Origin of the sequence: Pseudomonas sp. Leaf48 (assembly GCF_001421885.1) — a bacterium.
Classification (GTDB): domain Bacteria; phylum Pseudomonadota; class Gammaproteobacteria; order Pseudomonadales; family Pseudomonadaceae; genus Aquipseudomonas.
Genome location: NZ_LMLH01000030.1, coordinates 15,098 through 33,312, shown reverse-complemented (window position 1 = coordinate 33,312; position 18,215 = coordinate 15,098). Strand labels below are relative to the sequence as shown.

Here is an 18,215-nt window from a genome sequence, read left to right as displayed (position 1 = left end):
TTCAAGCGCAGGTTAGCGCTTGAACGCCTTCACTTCAGCTTCACGCAGACGCGGGGCCAGCTTGTCGAGCACACCGTTGACGAACTTGTGACCGTCGGTGGAACCGAAGACCTTGGCCAGTTCGATACCTTCGTTGATCACAACGCGGTACGGCACGTCGACGCGCTTGAGCAGTTCCCAGGTGGACAGGCGCAGAACCGCCAGTTCAACCGGGTCCAGCTCTTCGATGGTCAAGTCCAGGCAAGGCGTGAGTGCAGTGTCGATTTCGGTCTTGAACTGCGGAACCCCGTGGAGGATTTCGCGGAAGTAGGCTCCATCGACATCGGTGAAATCGTTATCGACCCGGAATTGCGCTTCGATCTCGTTCAGCGACTGCTTGGCCATGTGCCATTGGTACAGCGCCTGAGTCGCGAGCTGACGGGCTTCGCGACGCTTGACGCTTTTCGATGGCTTGCCGGCGTCCGCAGGCTTTGGATCGCGCGGGTTGAAACGATCGCTTTCGTCGCTAATCACTTGGCCTCCAACTGCGCCAGCAGGCTGACCATTTCCAGGGCGGACAGGGCAGCTTCGGCACCTTTGTTACCGGCCTTGGTGCCGGAACGTTCGATGGCTTGCTCGATGGAATCAACGGTCAGGACGCCGAAAGCGACCGGAACGCCGAACTCCATGGAGACCTGGGCCAGGCCCTTGGTGCACTCGCCAGCCACGTATTCGAAGTGCGGAGTACCGCCACGAATGACCGCGCCCAGGGCGATGATTGCTGCGAACTCGCCTTTCTGAGCGACTTTCTGCGCAACCAGCGGGATTTCGAAGGCGCCAGGTGCGCGGATGATGGTGATGTCGCTTTCGCTCACGCCGTGGCGAACCAGGGCATCAACTGCACCGCTGACCAGGCTTTCAACGACGAAACTGTTGAAACGGCCCACTACCAGAGCGTAGCGGCCTTTAGGGGCGATGAAGGTACCTTCGATGGTCTTCAGGGTCATTCGATAGATCTCTTAAAGAGCCGGGACGCGTCTCGTACGCGTCCCTCGGTGATATTTGAACCGCGAATTCAAGGCCGGGAACAACCGGTCATTATTCGGAGGGCACGTATTCTACAACTTCCAGATCGAAACCGGATATCGCATTAAATTTCATTGGTGCCGACATCAGGCGCATTTTACGTACGCCGAGGTCACGCAGGATCTGCGAACCGGCACCCACAGTGCTGTAGGTGGTCGGTTTTTTCACCGCTGTGTGATCGGCGGTTTCGCGGATATGCGCCAGCAACACGTCGCCATCGAGTGGGTGACCGAGCAGCAGCACCACGCCGCTACCGGCCTCGGCAACCGCGGACATGGCGGCGCGCAGGCTCCAGCGGCCCGGTTGCTTGACCATCAACAGGTCGCGCAGCGGGTCCATGTTGTGCACACGGACCAGGGTCGGTTCTTCAGCGCAGACAGTGCCCAGGGTCAGGGCCATGTGCACATCGCCCTCCACGGAATCACGATAGGTCACCAGGTTGAATTGGCCCAGTTCGCTGTCCAGCGGCTGCTCGGCAATCCGCTGAACGGTACGTTCGTGGATCATCCGGTAGTGAATCAGGTCGGCGATTGTGCCGATCTTGATGTCGTGTTCGGCAGCGAAGGCTTCCAGTTCGGCGCGACGGGACATGGTGCCGTCGTCGTTCATCACTTCGCAGATCACACCACTGGGCTCGAAACCGGCCATGCGCGCAAGATCACAGGCGGCCTCGGTGTGGCCAGCACGAGCCAGGGTGCCGCCGGCCTGGGCCATCAGCGGGAAGATGTGGCCGGGGCTGACGATGTCTTCAGCCCGGGCATCACGGGCAGCGGCAGCCTGGACAGTGCGCGCACGGTCGGCGGCGGAGATGCCGGTGGTCACGCCGGTGGCCGCTTCAATGGAAACGGTGAACTTGGTGCCGAAACCGGAACCGTTGCGCGGTGCCATCAATGGCAGCTTGAGCGTTTCGCAGCGCTCGCGGGTCATCGGCATGCAGATCAGGCCACGGGCGTGCTTGGCCATGAAGTTGATGTGCTCGGACTGGCAGCACTCGGCGGCCATGATCAGGTCGCCTTCGTTCTCGCGGTCTTCGTCATCCATGAGGATGACCATCTTGCCTTGGCGGATGTCTTCAACCAGTTCTTCGATGCTATTGAGCGCCACAAGGCACCCCCCTTCTTTCGAAATTAGAGCTTCAGGATTTGAGGTAGCCGTTTTGGGCCAGAAAGCTTTCAGTAATGTTGCTGCCCGATGCTGGCTCTGCGGCCTTGTCGCCGAGCAACAGGCGCTCCAGGTAACGGGCCAGCAAGTCCACTTCCAGATTCACCCGGCGGCCTGGCTGGTACGACGCCATGATGGTTTCGCTCAGGGTGTGCGGAATGATAGTCAGCATGAACTCGGCGCCATCGACCGCGTTCACGGTCAGGCTGGTGCCGTCGACGGTGATCGAGCCTTTATGGGCAATGTACTTGGCCAGATCTTTTGGCGCACGGATGCGAAATTCCACGGCACGCGCGTTTTCGGTACGGGCAACCACTTCGCCCACGCCGTCGACATGGCCGCTGACCAGGTGCCCGCCGAGGCGAGTGGTCGGGGTCAGGGCTTTTTCCAGGTTGACCGGGCTGCCGCTTTTCAGGTCATTCATGGCGGTGCAGTCGAGGGTTTCGCGACTGACGTCGGCAGCGAAGCCGTTGCCCGGCAGTTCAACCGCTGTCAGGCACACGCCGTTGACCGCGATGCTGTCGCCCAGCTTGACGTCGCTCAGGTCGAGCTTGCCGGTGGCTACGTGGACCCGCACATCTCCACCTTTAGGGGTCAATGCACGAATACTGCCGATGGATTCGATGATGCCGGTGAACATGGGGTTCTCCTCGAGAACAAGGCCAGCGCTATAGCGATGGCCGGGAATTATACGCTCGCTGCTGGCGAAGGAATGGCAGTGACCCGCCAGTCATCGCCAACCGCGCGAATTTCGGTAATTTTGAGCTCGGGCGCATCCTTCATTTGCACGAGCGGCCAGTCCAGCAGCGGCCGCGCCGAAGAGCCCAAAAACTTGCCGGCAATGAAAATCTGGAACTCGTCCACCAATCGGAGCTGAGCAAAAGCTCCGGCCAGACGCGGGCCGGCCTCGACCAACACTTCATTGACTCCGCGAGCGGCAAGTTCGACCAGCAGCTGACGCAGGTCGACCTGACCATCGTAGCCGGGCACGATCAGGCATTCCGGGCCGTTGGCGTATTGCTCTTCAACCGCCACGCAAGTGGCGACCAGCGCCGGGCCGGCCTTGAAAAACGGCGCATCCAGCGGCACCCGCAAACGACCGTCGACCAATACGCGCAGCGGCGGCCGGCTCATGGCCAGGGCAGTTTGCGCGGCATCCAGACCGAGTTCATCGGCACGCACGGTCAAACGGGCGTTGTCCGCCAGCACCGTGTCGGCGCCGGTCAGCACCACACTGGCCTGGGCGCGCAGACGTTGTACCGCAGAACGCGCCGCCGGACCGGTGATCCATTGGCTCTCGCCGCTCTCCATCGCCGTACGACCGTCCAGGCTCATGGCCAACTTGACCCGCACGAACGGCAAGCCGTGTTCCATGCGCTTGAGGAAGCCTTGATTGAGTTTGCGCGCCTCGCTTTCCAGCACGCCGCTATCGGTGGCGATGCCCGCCTGGGCCAGACGTTGCAGGCCGCGACCGGCCACTTCCGGGTTCGGATCCTGCATTGCCGCCACTACCCGCGCGACACCGGCATTGACCAGCGCATCGGCGCAGGGCGGCGTGCGGCCATGGTGGCTGCAGGGCTCGAGGGTCACGTAGGCCGTGGCACCCCGGGCCAGTGCACCGGCGGCGCGCAAGGCGTGGACTTCGGCATGAGGCTCACCGGCGCGCTCGTGCCAGCCTTCGCCGACGATCTGCCCGTCACGCACGATCACGCAGCCAACCCGAGGGTTGGGGTGGGTCGTGTAATGACCTTTGCGCGCCAGTTCCAGGGCACGGGCCATGAAATGAGCGTCGAGGATGGCAAGCTCTGCGGGCGAGGTCATTCTTTCACCGGCTCACGGGCCAGGCGATCGATCTCTTCGCGGAACTCGTTGAGGTCCTGGAAGCGGCGATACACCGAAGCGAAACGGATATAGGCGACTTCGTCGAGCTTTTGCAGCTCGGCCATCACCAGTTCGCCGACCACGAGGGATTTGACCTCGCGTTCGCCGGTGGCGCGCAGTTTGTGTTTGATGTGCACCAGCGACGATTCGAGGCGCTCGACACTCACCGGGCGCTTTTCCAGCGCGCGCTGCATGCCGGCGCGGAGCTTTTCTTCGTCGAACGGCTGGCGACTGCCGTCGGTTTTGATCAGGCGCGGCAACACCAGTTCAGCCGTCTCGAACGTCGTGAAACGTTCGCCGCAGGCCAGGCATTCACGCCGGCGGCGTACCTGTTCGCCCTCGGCGACCAGACGCGAGTCGATGACCTTGGTGTCGTTGGCACCGCAGAAGGGACAGTGCATGGTGGCAGGCAACAAAAAAAGGGAGGGCCATGGTAGCGCATCCCCGTGGCAAGACAAGCCATAGGGTTTGCGGTATACAGATTGGTTATATATGGATTACGTCTTGCCGGAGCCGCAAATGTCCCTGAGACCACTCGTTTTGCTCAGTTTTTTCAGCCTGCTGGTCGCTTGCAGCAGCGATGCCCCCAAGCCCCAGCCGCCAACGCCAGGCCCTGCACCAGAACAGGCGCAGAAGAAAGCCCGGGAATCGGCGAATCTCGGTCCACTGCCGGCGTATCAGCGCGAATTGAGCGGTACGCTGCAAGGTGTGCCGGCAGGGGCTGAAGTGGAGCTGGCGCTGCTGGTGATCGACGAAAAAGATCGGCCGCAGCAATTGCTCGCCAGTTCCAACCTGATCGGCAACAACCAGGCGCTGCCGTTTCACCTGCGCTTCAACCCCGAATCGTTCCCGGTTGGTGCCCGTGTAGAGCTGCGTGGCCGCGCCAGTCAGTCCGGCCAGTTGATCCTGCACCTGCCGTCACAGCTGATTAGCCAGCCGACCACCCAGGCGCTTGGCCAATTGCAATTCGTCAAAGCGCCATGAGTGCACCGCACGACCTGCAACAGGCTTTGGGTGAATTGCTGGGTGATGCGCAGCTGGTCGCCTGTCAATTACCGGGGACCGATCTGAAGTTGTGGTTGATCGATGGCGACAACATGGACCGGGCCTTCAGCCCGGAAGAAACCCGGCGGATCCTGCATGAGCCGCCTTATTGGTGTTTTTGCTGGGCCAGTGGCCTGGCGGTGGCACGTCATCTCGCCGACTTCCCTGAGTGGGTCAAGGGCAAGCGCGTGCTGGATTTCGGTGCCGGCTCCGGCGTGGCCGGGATTGCCGCACTGAAGGCTGGGGCGCTGGAAGTGGTGGCTTGTGACCTTGACCCACTGGCGATTGCCGCCTGTCGGGCGAATGCTGAACTCAATGATGTCGAGCTCAGCTATTCGACGGACTTTTTTGCCGAGGCCGATCGCTTTGATTTGATCCTGGTAGCCGATGTGCTCTACGACCGGGCGAACTTGCCGTTGCTGGATGAATTTCTCAGTCGCGGCCGGGAAGCGTTGGTAGCCGATTCACGGGTGCGCGATTTTCGTCATCCGCTGTACCGGCGCATCGAGATGCTGGAAGCCATGACCCTGCCGGATCTGGCCGAGCCACACGAATTTCGGCATGTAAGCCTGTACCACGCCTCCCGGCCTTGATTGATTGATAGTTCCCACGCGTGGGAACGATCGGTGTCCTGTCTTCCGGCCGCCCCCCGTCAAGCCGTATAGTTGCCCCATTCACGCTTTTACGAGATCCCCCATGAGTCAGCCAACGCCGTACATCTTCGACGCCACGACTGCCGATTTCGACCAGTCAGTAATCGAGAACTCCTTTCACAAGCCGGTGCTGGTGGATTTCTGGGCCGAATGGTGTGCGCCTTGCAAACAGCTGATGCCGATGCTGCAGGCCATCGCCGAGAGCTATCAGGGCGAACTGCTGCTGGCCAAGGTCAACTGCGACCTCGAACAGGACATCGTCGCTCGCTTCGGCATCCGCAGCCTGCCGACCGTGGTGCTATTCAAGGATGGCCAGCCTGTCGACGGTTTCGCCGGTGCGCAACCGGAGTCAGCCGTTCGCGCCCTGCTCGAACCCCACGTGCAAATGCCGCCACCGGCCGCCGCCGACCCGTTCGAACAGGCCCAGGCGCTGTTCGACGACAGCCGCTTCGCCGATGCCGAAGCCCAGCTCAAAGTGCTGCTGGGCGAGGACAACACTAACGCCAAGGCGCTGATCCTCTACGCCCGCTGCCTGACCGAGCGCGGTGAACTGACTGAAGCGCAAACCGTACTCGATGCGGTCAAGAGCGACGAGCACAAGGCCGCCCTGGCCGGTGCCAAAGCACAGATCAAGTTTCTTGGCCTGGCCAGGGACTTGCCGGACGCCGCCGACCTCAAAGCCCGCCTGGCGAAAGACCCACTGGACGACGAAGCGGTGTATCAACTGGCGATCCAGCAACTGGCCCGTCAACAGTACGAAGCTGCACTGGATGCATTGCTCAAGTTGTTCATGCGCAACCGCAGCTACAGCGAAGGTTTGCCGCACAAGACCTTGCTGCAGGTGTTCGAGCTGCTGGGCAACGACCACCCGCTGGTCGGCACCTACCGTCGCAAGTTGTTTGCCGCGCTTTATTAAGATCAACAGATCGCAGCCTGCGCCAGCCCCACACGGACACTGCAGGAGCTGGCGCAGGCCGCGAGCTTTTGCGGTTTATTCGAGCCAGCGGTAGAGCGGCGTATCCCCGCCGCTCTCGACCTTCACGTCGGGACTATGGCGCAACCGCACCAACAGGCGCTTGCCCGCCCCCGCACTGCCGGTCAACCCTTCCAGCTGGTCGAGCAAGTCCGGCCCGCTGAGTTGCCCGGCCTTGCGCAACAAATCCCTGGCGATCTGCCACAGGGCATCATCCTGATTCAGCGGTTTTGCCGTTGGCGCGCTGGCTGCGGTTTTCTCCACCTGCAGCTGCGCGCCCAAGCGTGCCCAGTCGCTGTCATCCATCTCCAGCGTCAAATCCACCGGCCAGTCGCCGATGTTTCCGCGAATTCGCAACATAGCTCTGCTCCCGCACATTTCTTGCGTGCATGCTCCCACGGGACTTGTGCAACGCCAAGCAGACGGTCAAACTCTCCGCACTTATGTAATAAGATTACATAACACTTTCTTCACTTTACCTTTCGGAGAATCGCCATGCGTCGTCTGCTTCTCGCTCTGCCGTTTGCCTTGTTGCCACTGGTTGTCGCCCAGGCCGCCGACGAACATGATCACGAGCACGGCAGCCTTGGCGCCCATGAACACGGCGTCGCCCGCCTGAATGTGGCGTTGAGCGGGCAGACTCTGGAACTGGAGCTGGAAAGCCCGGCGATGAATCTGGTGGGGTTCGAACATGCTGGCGCCAGCGATGACGACAAGGCTAAAGTCGCCTCCGCCCGCGCCCGCCTTGAAAAACCCCTGGCTCTTTTCAGCCTGCCAAAGGCCGCAGGTTGCGTGGTGCAAAACCAGGGACTGGAAAGCCCGTTGTTTGGCGACAAACCGCATGCCGACGATGATCACGATGAAGACGCCAAGGCCGAAGTGGCCCACGAGCACCATGAGGGTCACAGCGAAATCCACGCGCTTTACCAGTTCACCTGCGCCGCTCCTGGCGAGCTGAAAACCCTGGACCTGGTAAATGTTTTCAACACCTTCCCGGCGACCCAGAAGATTCAGGTACAACTGATCGGCCCGAGCGGCCAGCAAGGCGTTGAAGTGACGGCCAAGGCTGCCAGCCTAAAATTCTGATCCGCCCAAAAGTCCCCTGCCCAACAGGTCCAACACAGGTCATCAACATTCATGAAATCGGCTAAATGACCCAAGCACTCATCGAACTGTCCGACCTGGGCTTCAGTTGGCCCGGTCACCCGCTCTTGCTGGATATCCCGGCGTTCCGTCTGGAGCGAGGGGAAACCCTGTTTCTCAAAGGTCCCAGCGGCAGCGGCAAGACCACCCTGCTGGGCCTGCTCGGCGGCGTGCAAAAGCCGGATCGCGGCAGTATTCGCCTGCTCGACCACGAACTGAGCGAAATGTCCGCTGGTGCCCGCGATCACTTTCGCGTCGATCACACAGGCTACATTTTCCAGCAGTTCAACCTGCTGCCGTTTCTGTCAGTGCGCGAGAACGTCGAACTGCCCTGCCACTTCTCGAAACTACGTGCCGCACGGGCCAGGCAGCGTCACGGCAGCGTCGACAAGGCCGCAGCCACTCTGCTCGCGCACCTGGGTTTGCAGGATGACAACATCCTCGGCCGCCGCGCCGATTCGCTGTCCATCGGCCAGCAACAGCGAGTCGCGGCCGCGCGGGCATTGATCGGTCAGCCGGAACTGGTGATCGCCGACGAGCCGACTTCGGCCCTCGATTACGACGCCCGGTCGAACTTCATTCGCCTGCTGTTCGCCGAATGCCGCGAAGCCGGCTCGAGCCTGTTGTTCGTCAGCCATGACCAGAGCCTGGCGCCGCTGTTCGATCACAACCTGTCGCTGGCCGATCTCAATCGCGCCGCCACGCCCGCAGAGGTTTGAGATGTATCTGTTCCGTCTAGCCATGGCCAGCCTGGCTAACCGCCGTTTCACCGCGATCCTCACCGCGTTCGCCATCGCCCTGTCGGTGTGCCTGCTGCTTGCCGTCGAGCGTGTACGCACAGAAGCCAAGGCCAGTTTCGCCAGCACCATCAGCGGCACCGACCTGATCGTCGGCGCCCGCTCCGGCTCGGTGAACCTGCTGCTGTACTCGGTGTTCCGCATCGGCAACGCCACTAACAACATCCGCTGGGACAGCTTCGAGCACTTCGCCAATAACCCGAAGGTGAAGTGGGCGATCCCGATGTCCCTCGGCGATTCCCATCGCGGCTATCGGGTCATGGGCACCACCGAGGCGTACTTCGAGCACTACCAGTATGGGCGCCAGCAGCACCTGGAACTGGCGGATGGCCGCCCCTTCGCCAGCGACCCGTTCGAAGTGGTGCTCGGCGCTGAAGTCGCCGAGGCACTGCACTACAAGCTCGGCGACAAACTGGTGCTGGCCCATGGTGTGGCGGCGATCAGCCTGGTCAAACATGATGACAAGCCGTTCGACGTGGTCGGCATCCTCAAGCGCACCGGCACCCCGGTGGACCGCACGCTGCACATCAGCCTCGGCGGCATGGAAGCGATCCACATCGACTGGCACAACGGCGTTCCAGCCCGGGGCGATGGGCGCATCAGCGCTGATCAGGCGCGCAATATGGACCTGACGCCGCAAGCGATTACCGCGTTCATGCTCGGCCTCAACAACAAGATTTCGACGTTTGCCCTGCAGCGCGAAATCAACGAATTCCGTGGCGAACCGATGCTGGCGATCCTGCCGGGCGTGGCGTTGCAGGAGCTGTGGAGCTTGATGGGCACGGCAGAAAAAGCCTTGTTCGTGGTCTCGCTGTTTGTGGTGCTGACCGGATTGATCGGTATGCTCACGGCGATTCTCACCAGCCTCAACGAACGTCGCCGGGAGATGGCGATCCTGCGTTCGGTGGGCGCTCGCCCCTGGCACATCGCGACGTTGCTGGTGATGGAAGCCTTTGCCCTGGCGCTGTCGGGCGTGATTGCTGGCGTCGCCCTGCTGTACCTGTGCATCGCGGCGGCCCAGGGTTATGTGCAGGCCAACTACGGTCTGTATCTGCCGCTGGCCTGGCCCAGCCAATATGAATGGACACTGCTTGCTGGCATCCTGATCGCCGCGCTGCTGATGGGCAGCGTGCCGGCCTGGCGGGCCTACCGCCAATCCCTGGCCGATGGTTTGTCGATCCGTTTATGAGGATGTTGAAAATGCCCCGCGCTGTACTCGCGCTGTTGATGCTGGTTGCCCTGCCCCTGTGGGCGGCGCAGCCAAAAGACCTGACCTGGTCGCAAATGATTCCGCCGGACGCGCCCAAGGAAGTGCCGAACATGACGCCCCTGCACGACCTCTCGCAGATGAGCAGCGCGCTGTCGGCCGAGTCAGCGCCGGCAGCCAGGCAGGACATGCCCAACGCGCCAGTGGTCAAGGCCCTCGACGGCCAGGACATCCGCCTGCCGGGCTACATCGTGCCGCTGGAAGTGAGTGAGGAAGGTCGCACCACGGAGTTTCTGCTGGTGCCGTATTTCGGCGCCTGCATTCACGTACCGCCACCGCCGTCGAACCAGATCGTGCATGTCAGAAGTGAAGTGGGCGTGAAACTCGATGAGCTGTATCAGCCGTACTGGATCGAGGGTGCGTTGCAGGTAAAGGCGTCTACAAGCGAGTTGGCGGACGCCGGATACCAGATGGAGGCGGACAAGATTTACCTGTATGAGCTGCCGGAGTGAGCCCCCATTGGTCCGCCGTCGTTCAGAAAATAGTTTTCGCGAGCAAGCCCGCTCCCACTTTAAGCCCAGGTGCGACTGGCGCTCCGACGAAGGCTTCATCAAAACCACAATAAAATACAAACCCCGTTCACTTTGTTGAGCTAAATCAAGGTAACTACTAAATAGCGAGCTACCATTGGGCATAGAAAATTTTAATGTCCTCTGGAGCCCCCCATGAACAAGTCCTTGCTCAGCGCTTCGCTGGTTGCCCTAGCGCTCGCAGCCCCGCTCGCCAACGCTTTCGAAGCCGGTGACATCATCCTTCGTGCCGGCGCCATCACCGTTGACCCGGAAGCTGACAGCTCCAGCGTCAAGGTCGATCAAGGCCCGCTGGCAGGTGCAGACCTGGGTGGCAAGGCAACCCTGAGCAGCGACACGCAGCTGGGCTTGAACTTTGCCTACATGCTTACCCCTCACCTCGGCATCGAGCTGCTCGCCGCGACCCCGTTCGAACATGACGTAAAAATCAAGAACACCGCGCTGGGCCCAGCCAACGGCAAACTCGGTAGTATCAAACAGCTGCCGCCCACCCTGAGCCTGGTGTATTACCCGCTGGATCCGAAGTCGAAGTTCCAACCGTACGTCGGCGGCGGCATCAACTACACCTACATCTACGACGAACACGTTGGCAGCCGAGCCGAGTCCGCCGGCTTCAGCAACTTCAAGGCGGATAGCTCCTGGGGCCTGGCCTGGCAGGTCGGCGCCGACTACATGTTGACCGACAACGTGATGATCAACGCCCAGGTGCGCTACATCGACATCGATACCACCGCCACAGTGGAAAACAACGCCATTGCACCGGGCACCCGGGCCAAGGTTGACGTGGATGTGGATCCGTTTGTCTACATGATCGGTCTGGGCTACAAGTTCTAAGTAACGTTCACGTGGTGGTGAATGAGGCCGTGGCGAGCAGACTCAATACTGATGGCGACCGTTACAGGGTCGACCTGGAGCAAGCTCCCTCGCCACTGGAATTGCACAGTTTGTAGTGGCAAATTCCGGCCGTGAAAAAGGCGCCTTCGATAGGCGCCTTTTTCATTCATAGCTACCTGAAGGAGCGAGCATGCTCGCGATGGTCGTTAACGATAACGTGGGGAGTCTGGTTCCCCGTGGTGCTCTTGATTCCATCGCGAGCGTGCTCGCTCCTACAGTAGTCGAGCGCATTCCCATGTAGGAGCGAGCATGCTCGCGATGGTCGTCAACGATAACGCGGGAAGTCTGGTTCCCCGCGGTGTTCTTGAGTCCATCGCGAGCGTGCTCGCTCCTACAGTAGTCGAGCGCATTCCCCTGTAGGAGCGAGCATGCTCGCGATGGTCGATAACGATAACGCGGGGAGTCTGGTTCCCCGTGGTGCTCTTGATTCCATCGCGAGCGTGCTCGCTCCTACAGTCCCAGCAACCGTGCCAGCCCGACGTTCATGGGGGTTTGCTCGCTGGCAGCGAAGCGCTCCAGCAAGCGCCGGTTGTCGGCCCGGGAATGACGAATGTCACCGGAGCGTGCCGGGCCGTAGCTCACCGGCGGCAGCTCACCGACCACTTCTTCAAGGGCCTGGAGCATCTGCTTGAGAGTCGTCGCCTGGTTCCAGCCGACGTTGACCGCGCCCACTTCGACCTGGGGTTTCTCGATGGCTTGCACCAGCAAGTCGACCAGATCCTCGACATAGACAAAGTCGCGGGTCTGCTCACCGTCACCGAACACGGTGATCGGCAAGCCTTTCAGCGCGCGCTCGCTGAAAATACTGATCACCCCGGAGTACGGCGAGGAGGGATCCTGGCGCGGGCCGAAGATGTTGAAGAAACGGAAAATCACCGGTTCCAGAGCATGCTGGCGCCGATAGAAATCGAAATACTGCTCACTGGCCAGCTTGTCCACGGCGTAGGGCGTCAACGGCGCTTTAGGCGTGTCTTCGTCGATCGACTGGCCTTCGCCGTTGTTGCCGTATACCGCTGCACTGGAGGCGAACAGCACGCGTTTGACTCCAGCCTGACGCATGGCCTCACAGACGTTCAGCGAGCCGATGAAGTTGCTTTGGTGGGTCTTCACCGGATCGTCCACCGAAGCCTGCACCGAGGCCACCGCCGCCAGATGCGCCACGGCGCTGCAACCGGTCATCGCCCGGGCAACCAGGGCGGCATCGGCCACATCGCCGACGATCAATTCGACCTTGGGATTGTCCAGCGGCAGATTGCTGCGCTTGCCCGTGGACAGGTCGTCGAGAATCCGCACTGCATGGCCCTTGGCGAGCAACGCGTCAGTCAAGTGCGAACCAATGAAACCGGCACCACCGGTGATTAAAACGGGACCGTCAGCCATGGCGATAAAACCTGTCCAGTAGACCGGGAAGTGCCGCGCGCCATGCGCGTGGCTTGATGCCGAACGTGTGCAGAATCTTCTTGCAGGCCAGTACCGCATGCTGCGGCTCTTCGGCGGCATCCGGGCGCGCGGCGTGGGCCTGGGCGGTGGGTGCCTCGATGGCCAGCGTATGCAGGCTGCGGGCTTCGGTCAGAATTGCCTGCCCCAGCGCCAACGGCGTGGTCGCCTCGTGCCCGGCGTAATGATAGGTACCCCACAGCGGCGCGGCGCAATCGAGTTGTTTGAGCACGGAAATGATCACCCGGGCGGCGTCATCCACTGGCGTCGGGTTGCCGCGACGATCGTCGGCCAGCAACAGCTCCGCAGGCGTTTCGGCGCGGGCGAGGAATCGGCCCAGGGCGCCGTCGGGGCTGTCGTCGAGCAGCCAGCCGAAACGCAGCAACACATGCTGTGGGCAGGTCGCGCGCACGCTTTGCTCGATCCGCCACAGGGCCTGACCGCGCAGGCCCAGGGGCACCGGTTCGTCTTTTTCGCTGTAGGCAGTGGCGCGGGAGCCGTCGAACACCCGATAGCTCGAAGGCTGGAGCAACACGATATTGTGATGCTTGCACAACTCGGCCAGACGCTCGATCGCCCGCTCCTGCCCGGCCAGACGCTGCTCGCTGACCGCTTCGGCCTGGAACCAGTCGAAGTAGTAGGCGAGGTTGATCAACGCATCCGGTCGGGTGTCGTCGAGCAGTTGCGTCAGGCTCGCGGCATCCCAGCCGTCTTGCGGCGGGCGGGGGGCGAGGAAACCGATATCTTCCTCTGCACCGAGGCGAATCAGCGCCTGCCCAAGGGCATTTCCGCCGCCCAGTAACATAAGGCGCATTCGCATAGAGTCAGCAGGCCCAGTCTGATTGGAACGATGGCTATATCGACACCGCGTACAGGCGATGTCGTTGTCAATTGCCGGAATCGTTGCATTTTGCGGGTTTAGTGCGCAACCGTCATCCGTAAAGTGTAGTTATCCTGCTTTTGCGGTGCCCGTGCCGGCCACTGGAGATCCCAAGCGGTACTTGCATCTTGCGCCCCCCACCCGCATAACTGGCTCCATGAACCTGCCCATCCCTGCAGACAGTGCCCTGAACGGCTTCCACCCCGCCGTCAGCGCCTGGTTCAGTCACACTTTCGCGACGGTCACCGCCGCCCAGGCCCGTGCGTGGCCGTTGATTCGCCAGCGCCGTTCGACGCTGATTGCCGCGCCCACCGGTTCCGGCAAGACCCTCACCGCCTTCCTCGCGGTGATCGACGACCTGGTGCACCGAGGCCTGGAAAGCCCCGACGGCCTGCCCGACGAAACCCTGGTGGTCTACGTCTCGCCGCTCAAGGCGCTGTCCAACGACATCCAGATCAACCTGCAAGACCCGCTGGCCGGGATTACCGGACAACTGCACGCGATGGGCTTGCCGCCCCTGCAGATCAACACCGCCGTGCGCACCGGCGATACGCCGCAAAAAGAACGCTCGGCGATGCGCAAGAATGCGCCGCATATCCTGGTGACCACCCCCGAATCCCTTTACGTGCTGCTCGGGTCCGACTCGGGCCGGCAGATGCTGAGTTCCACGCGCACGGTGATTGTCGACGAAATCCACGCCATGGCCGCCAGCAAACGCGGCAGTCACCTGGCCCTGAGCCTGGAGCGCCTGCAAGCCCTGTGTGCCGAACCGCTGCTGCGCATCGGCCTGTCGGCCACGCAAAAACCCATCGAGGCCGTCTCGCGGTTTCTTGTGGGGCAGGACCGCCCCTGTGAGATCGTCGACATCGGCCACGCCCGCCCGCGGGATCTGGATATCGAAGTACCGCCCGTGCCGTTGTCGGCGGTGATGTCCAACGATGTCTGGGATCTGGTCTACGACCGCCTCGCCGCTCTCGCCCGGCAACACCGGACCACGCTGATTTTCGTCAACACCCGGCGCCTGGCCGAACGCCTGAGTCGGCATCTGAGCGAACGCCTCGGCAAGGACGCCGTGGCCGCCCACCACGGCAGCCTGGCCAAGGAGTTTCGCCTGGACGCAGAACAGCGGCTCAAGCGCGGCGATCTGCAAGTGCTGATTGCCACCGCTTCGCTGGAGCTGGGGATCGACATTGGCGACGTCGACCTGGTTTGCCAGATATCCTCGCCGCGTTCTATCGCCGGATTCCTGCAGCGGGTCGGCCGCTCCGGTCACCAGGTCGGCGGAACGCCCAAGGGCCGCTTGTTCGCCACGACCCGCGACGACCTTATCGAATGCGCGGCACTGCTGGACTGCGTGCGCCGGGGCGAACTCGACACCTTGTTGATCCCTGTGGCACCGCTGGACGTGCTGGCGCAACAGATCATCGCCGAGGTCAGTTGCCAGCAATGGCAGGAACAGGCTCTGCTGCAAATGCTGCGCCGTGCCTCGCCCTACGCCGGGCTCGACGACCAACATTATCAGGCGCTGCTGCCGATGCTCGCCGAGGGCTACAACGGTCGCCAGGGCATCCGCAGCGCTTATCTGCATCGCGACGCCGTGAGCCGCACCCTGCGCGGTCGCCGGGGCGCGAAGCTGACGGCGGTGACCAGTGGCGGCACCATCCCGGACAACGCCGACTACAGCGTGCTGCTGGAGCCCCAAGGGCTGAACATTGGCAGCGTCAACGAAGACTTCGCCGTGGAAAGCATCGCCGGGGATGTCTTCCAGCTGGGCAATACCTCCTATCGAATCCTGCGCGTGGAGACCGGCAAGGTCCGGGTCGAAGATGCCCAAGGGCAGCCGCCGACCATTCCGTTCTGGCTCGGTGAAGCCCCGGGGCGCAGTGCCGAACTGTCGATGGCGGTAGCGCGCCTGCAAGCGCACCTCGACGACCTGCTCGGTGCCACGCCGGGCAACCTGCAACCGGCCCTCGACTGGCTGACCGACACCCTCGGCCTGAACTTCGCCAGTGCCGAACAAATGGTGGAATACCTGGCCCCGGCGCGGCAGACCATGGGGGCCCTGCCTTCCCAGGACACACTGCTGATGGAGCGGTGTTTCGACGAGTCGGGCGGCACGCAACTGATCATCCACACGCCGTTCGGCAGCCGTATCAACCGCGCCTGGGGCCTGGCCCTGCGCAAGCGTTTCTGTCGCACCTTCAACTTCGAATTGCAGGCCGCCGCCAGCGAAGACGCCATCGTGCTGTCACTGTCCACCAGTCACAGTTTTGAACTCGATGATGTCTGGCGCTACCTGCACAGCAATAGCGCCGAACACACCCTGATCCAGGCCGTGCTCGATGCGCCGCTGTTCGGTGTGCGCTGGCGCTGGAATGCCGGCGTGGCCCTGGCCCTGCCGCGTTACAGTGGCGGACGCAAAGTGCCGCCGCAGATCCAGCGGATGAAAAGCGAAGACCTGATCGCCAGCGTGTTTCCCGACCAGATCGCCTGCGTGGAAAACCTCGCGGGTGAACGGGAGATTCCTGACCATCCGCTGGTGGAACAAACCCTCGACGATTGCCTGCACGAGGCCATGGACACTGAAGGCTGGCTCGCGTTGTTACGTCGTATCGAGGGCGGCGATATCCGCCTGATCAGCCGCGACTTGCCGGCACCTTCACCGCTGGCAGCGGAAATTCTCAGCGCACGCCCCTACACCTTTCTTGACGATGCACCGCTGGAGGAACGCCGCACACAGGCCGTGCTCAACCGGCGCTGGAGCGACCCGCAATCGACCGATGACCTTGGCAAGCTGGATGCCGACGCCATCACCGCCGTGCGCGAAGAAGCCTGGCCCGCACCCAATGGCGTCGATGAAATGCACGAGGCATTGATGAGCCTGGCGTGCATCACCGATGCCGAGGCCCAGGCCAATGCACAGTGGCTCGATTGGCTCAACGCCCTGGCCGGAGGTGGACGCGCCAGTCGCCTGCAAATCAACGCCAGCCATTGCGTGTGGCTGGCCGTGGAACGCCTGACTTGCCTGCAGGCGATTTATCCACAGGCGGTTTTATCGCCGCCGCTGCAGGCACTGCCGGGGTTCCACGAAAGCTGGGGCACGGATGAGGCTGTACTCGAAGTAATTCGGGCACGGCTCAGTGCATTCGGCCCGCTACCGCTGAACAGCATCGCCGAGCCACTTGCAATGGCACCATCGCAAGTCACTCAGGCTCTGGCGCAACTGGAACGCGAGGGGTACGTTTTGCGTGGCCGCTTCACCCCGGGCGCCAGTGAGGAGCAATGGTGCGAGCGGCATTTGCTGGCACGGATTCATCGTTATACGGTCAAGCGTCTGCGTCGGGAAATCGAGCCCGTGGCATTGCAGGACTTCATGCGTTTTCTGTTCGACTGGCAGCATGTCTCGACCGCAACCCAAGGCCAGGGCGCAAAGATGCTGCCGGCTATCGCCGCGCAATTCGAAGGCTACCCCGCCGCTGCCTCGGCCTGGGACAGCGACGTCCTGGCAGCGCGCATCAAGGATTACTCGGCGAGCTGGCTGGATGAACTGTGCCGCAGCGGCAAGCTGGTGTGGGTGCGCCTGACCGCAAGCAACAAGGGCGCCAGCACGGCGCTGCGCAGTACGCCGATTGTATTGTTGCCTCGCAATCAGGTCGGGCTTTGGAGCGGGTTGACCGAACAGACGCCAGCCAGCGAACTGTCACCCAAGGCACAGAAGGTTCACACCGCCCTCAGCCAGCATGGCGCGCTGTTTTTCGATGAGCTGGTTCATGAAGCGCACCTGCTGCGTGCCGAGCTGGAAATCGCCCTGCAGGAACTGGTGGGCGCCGGCCTGGTGAACGCCGACAGCTTCGCCGGTCTGCGGGCGCTGATCACCCCGGCCAGCAAACGCCAGAACCGCAGCACTCGTCGCGGGCGCGGAGCGTTTTCCGGGGGCATGGACGATGCCGGGCGTTGGGCCCTGTTACGACGCGCCACTGCCGCGTCGGTTGTGGATAACCAGCGTCCGGCGGCTACGCCTTCCGACACGCTTGAGCACATCGCCATGACTCTGTTGCGCCGCTATGGCGTGGTGTTCTGGCGTCTACTGGAGCGCGAGGCGCACTGGTTGCCAAGCTGGCGTGAGCTGCTGCGTACTTTCCACCGGCTGGAGGCCCGCGGCGAGATTCGTGGCGGGCGGTTTGTCAGCGGCTTGGCGGGTGAGCAGTTCGCCCTGCCAGAGGCGATTGGATTATTGCGCGAAGTGCGCCGCCGACCGAAGGACGGCAGTCTGATCGCGGTGTGCGGGGTTGATCCGCTGAACCTTGCCGGCACGCTTTTGCCGGGTGCGAAAGTGCCGGCGCTGGCCGGTAATCGGCTGGTGTATCGCGATGGCCTGCCGGCGGCTGCCGAGATTGCCGGCCAGCAGCATTTCTGGCTGGAGCTGGATCAGCAGGCCAGTGCCGAGGTGCGTAGCAAGCTGATCCAGCATTGAGGCCAGTGCAGTCGCC

The 18,215-nt window shown here is 62.3% G+C and carries 18 protein-coding genes; 9 read left to right on the top strand and 9 right to left on the bottom strand.

What is annotated here, in order from left to right; genetic code table 11:
- Nucleotides 1-12 precede the first annotated feature (12 nt).
- The 6 genes from nusB to nrdR form a co-directional block, all read right to left on the bottom strand.
- On the bottom strand, nucleotides 13-513 hold the full coding sequence (nusB, locus tag ASE98_RS20860; protein WP_008053839.1) for a transcription antitermination factor NusB: 501 nt from the start codon (nucleotides 511-513) through the stop codon (nucleotides 13-15).
- The gene (gene ribH / locus ASE98_RS20855) at nucleotides 510-986 is read right to left on the bottom strand and encodes a 6,7-dimethyl-8-ribityllumazine synthase (protein WP_003228649.1); all 477 of its coding nucleotides are present in this window, start codon (nucleotides 984-986) and stop codon (nucleotides 510-512) included. The genes nusB and ribH overlap by 4 nt, the downstream gene beginning before the upstream one ends.
- A 91-nt stretch (nucleotides 987-1,077) precedes the next feature.
- Nucleotides 1,078-2,169, bottom strand: coding sequence for a bifunctional 3,4-dihydroxy-2-butanone-4-phosphate synthase/GTP cyclohydrolase II (gene ribBA, locus ASE98_RS20850; RefSeq protein WP_060543219.1), 1,092 nt, complete (start codon nucleotides 2,167-2,169; stop codon nucleotides 1,078-1,080).
- A 31-nt stretch (nucleotides 2,170-2,200) separates the two neighbouring features.
- Nucleotides 2,201-2,866 (bottom strand): riboflavin synthase, encoded by a 666-nt coding sequence (locus tag ASE98_RS20845; protein WP_060543218.1) that lies wholly within the window; start codon nucleotides 2,864-2,866, stop codon nucleotides 2,201-2,203.
- A 47-nt stretch (nucleotides 2,867-2,913) separates the two neighbouring features.
- Nucleotides 2,914-4,047, bottom strand: a complete 1,134-nt coding sequence (ribD, locus tag ASE98_RS20840) for a bifunctional diaminohydroxyphosphoribosylaminopyrimidine deaminase/5-amino-6-(5-phosphoribosylamino)uracil reductase RibD (RefSeq protein ID WP_060543217.1) — start codon at nucleotides 4,045-4,047, stop codon at nucleotides 2,914-2,916.
- Nucleotides 4,044-4,508, bottom strand: coding sequence for a transcriptional regulator NrdR (nrdR, locus tag ASE98_RS20835; protein WP_003228656.1), 465 nt, complete (start codon nucleotides 4,506-4,508; stop codon nucleotides 4,044-4,046). The genes ribD and nrdR overlap by 4 nt, the downstream gene beginning before the upstream one ends.
- Nucleotides 4,509-4,626: 118 nt before the next feature.
- Between nrdR and ASE98_RS20830 the strand changes: the two genes are divergently transcribed.
- The 3 genes from ASE98_RS20830 (at nucleotide 4,627) to trxA (ending at nucleotide 6,720) form a co-directional block, all read left to right on the top strand.
- Entirely contained in the window at nucleotides 4,627-5,091 is a 465-nt protein-coding gene (locus ASE98_RS20830; protein ID WP_060543216.1) for a YbaY family lipoprotein, read from the top strand.
- Complete coding sequence (locus ASE98_RS20825) at nucleotides 5,088-5,744, top strand: class I SAM-dependent methyltransferase (protein WP_060543215.1); 657 nt, start codon at nucleotides 5,088-5,090, stop codon at nucleotides 5,742-5,744. Before ASE98_RS20830 ends, ASE98_RS20825 begins: the two co-directional genes overlap by 4 nt.
- A gap of 103 nt (nucleotides 5,745-5,847) precedes the next feature.
- Nucleotides 5,848-6,720, top strand: coding sequence for a thioredoxin (gene trxA, locus ASE98_RS20820; RefSeq protein ID WP_060543214.1), 873 nt, complete (start codon nucleotides 5,848-5,850; stop codon nucleotides 6,718-6,720).
- 75 nt (nucleotides 6,721-6,795) lie between these two features.
- On the opposite strand, the gene ASE98_RS20815 is transcribed toward trxA, so the two are convergent.
- Nucleotides 6,796-7,137, bottom strand: a complete 342-nt coding sequence (locus ASE98_RS20815) for a hypothetical protein (protein ID WP_060543213.1) — start codon at nucleotides 7,135-7,137, stop codon at nucleotides 6,796-6,798.
- Between the two features lie 135 nt (nucleotides 7,138-7,272).
- Between ASE98_RS20815 and ASE98_RS20810 the strand changes: the two genes are divergently transcribed.
- The 5 genes from ASE98_RS20810 to ASE98_RS20790 all read left to right on the top strand — a co-directional run bounded on the left by ASE98_RS20810 (nucleotide 7,273) and on the right by ASE98_RS20790 (nucleotide 11,348).
- Complete coding sequence (locus tag ASE98_RS20810) at nucleotides 7,273-7,863, top strand: DUF2796 domain-containing protein (protein ID WP_060543212.1); 591 nt, start codon at nucleotides 7,273-7,275, stop codon at nucleotides 7,861-7,863.
- 65 nt (nucleotides 7,864-7,928) lie between these two features.
- On the top strand, nucleotides 7,929-8,639 hold the full coding sequence (locus ASE98_RS20805) for an ABC transporter ATP-binding protein (protein WP_060543211.1): 711 nt from the start codon (nucleotides 7,929-7,931) through the stop codon (nucleotides 8,637-8,639).
- Between the two features lies 1 nt (nucleotide 8,640).
- Nucleotides 8,641-9,906, top strand: a complete 1,266-nt coding sequence (locus tag ASE98_RS20800) for an ABC transporter permease (RefSeq protein ID WP_060543210.1) — start codon at nucleotides 8,641-8,643, stop codon at nucleotides 9,904-9,906.
- A gap of 11 nt (nucleotides 9,907-9,917) precedes the next feature.
- On the top strand, nucleotides 9,918-10,436 hold the full coding sequence (locus tag ASE98_RS20795; protein WP_060543392.1) for a DUF3299 domain-containing protein: 519 nt from the start codon (nucleotides 9,918-9,920) through the stop codon (nucleotides 10,434-10,436).
- 213 nt (nucleotides 10,437-10,649) lie between these two features.
- Nucleotides 10,650-11,348 (top strand): OmpW/AlkL family protein, encoded by a 699-nt coding sequence (locus ASE98_RS20790; protein WP_060543209.1) that lies wholly within the window; start codon nucleotides 10,650-10,652, stop codon nucleotides 11,346-11,348.
- 510 nt (nucleotides 11,349-11,858) lie between these two features.
- Here ASE98_RS20790 and ASE98_RS20785 read toward each other — a convergent pair.
- Both ASE98_RS20785 and ASE98_RS20780 read right to left on the bottom strand, forming a co-directional pair.
- On the bottom strand, nucleotides 11,859-12,788 hold the full coding sequence (locus tag ASE98_RS20785) for an NAD-dependent epimerase/dehydratase family protein (RefSeq protein WP_060543208.1): 930 nt from the start codon (nucleotides 12,786-12,788) through the stop codon (nucleotides 11,859-11,861).
- Nucleotides 12,781-13,665 carry a sugar nucleotide-binding protein gene (locus ASE98_RS20780; RefSeq protein WP_060543207.1) on the bottom strand — a complete coding sequence of 295 codons (885 nt, stop codon included), beginning with the start codon at nucleotides 13,663-13,665 and terminating at the stop codon, nucleotides 12,781-12,783. Before ASE98_RS20780 ends, ASE98_RS20785 begins: the two co-directional genes overlap by 8 nt.
- Before the next feature lie 217 nt (nucleotides 13,666-13,882).
- On the opposite strand from ASE98_RS20780, the gene ASE98_RS20775 reads away from it, so the two are divergent.
- Entirely contained in the window at nucleotides 13,883-18,199 is a 4,317-nt protein-coding gene (locus tag ASE98_RS20775; protein WP_060543206.1) for a DEAD/DEAH box helicase, read from the top strand.
- The last annotated feature ends 16 nt before the right edge of the window (nucleotides 18,200-18,215 follow it).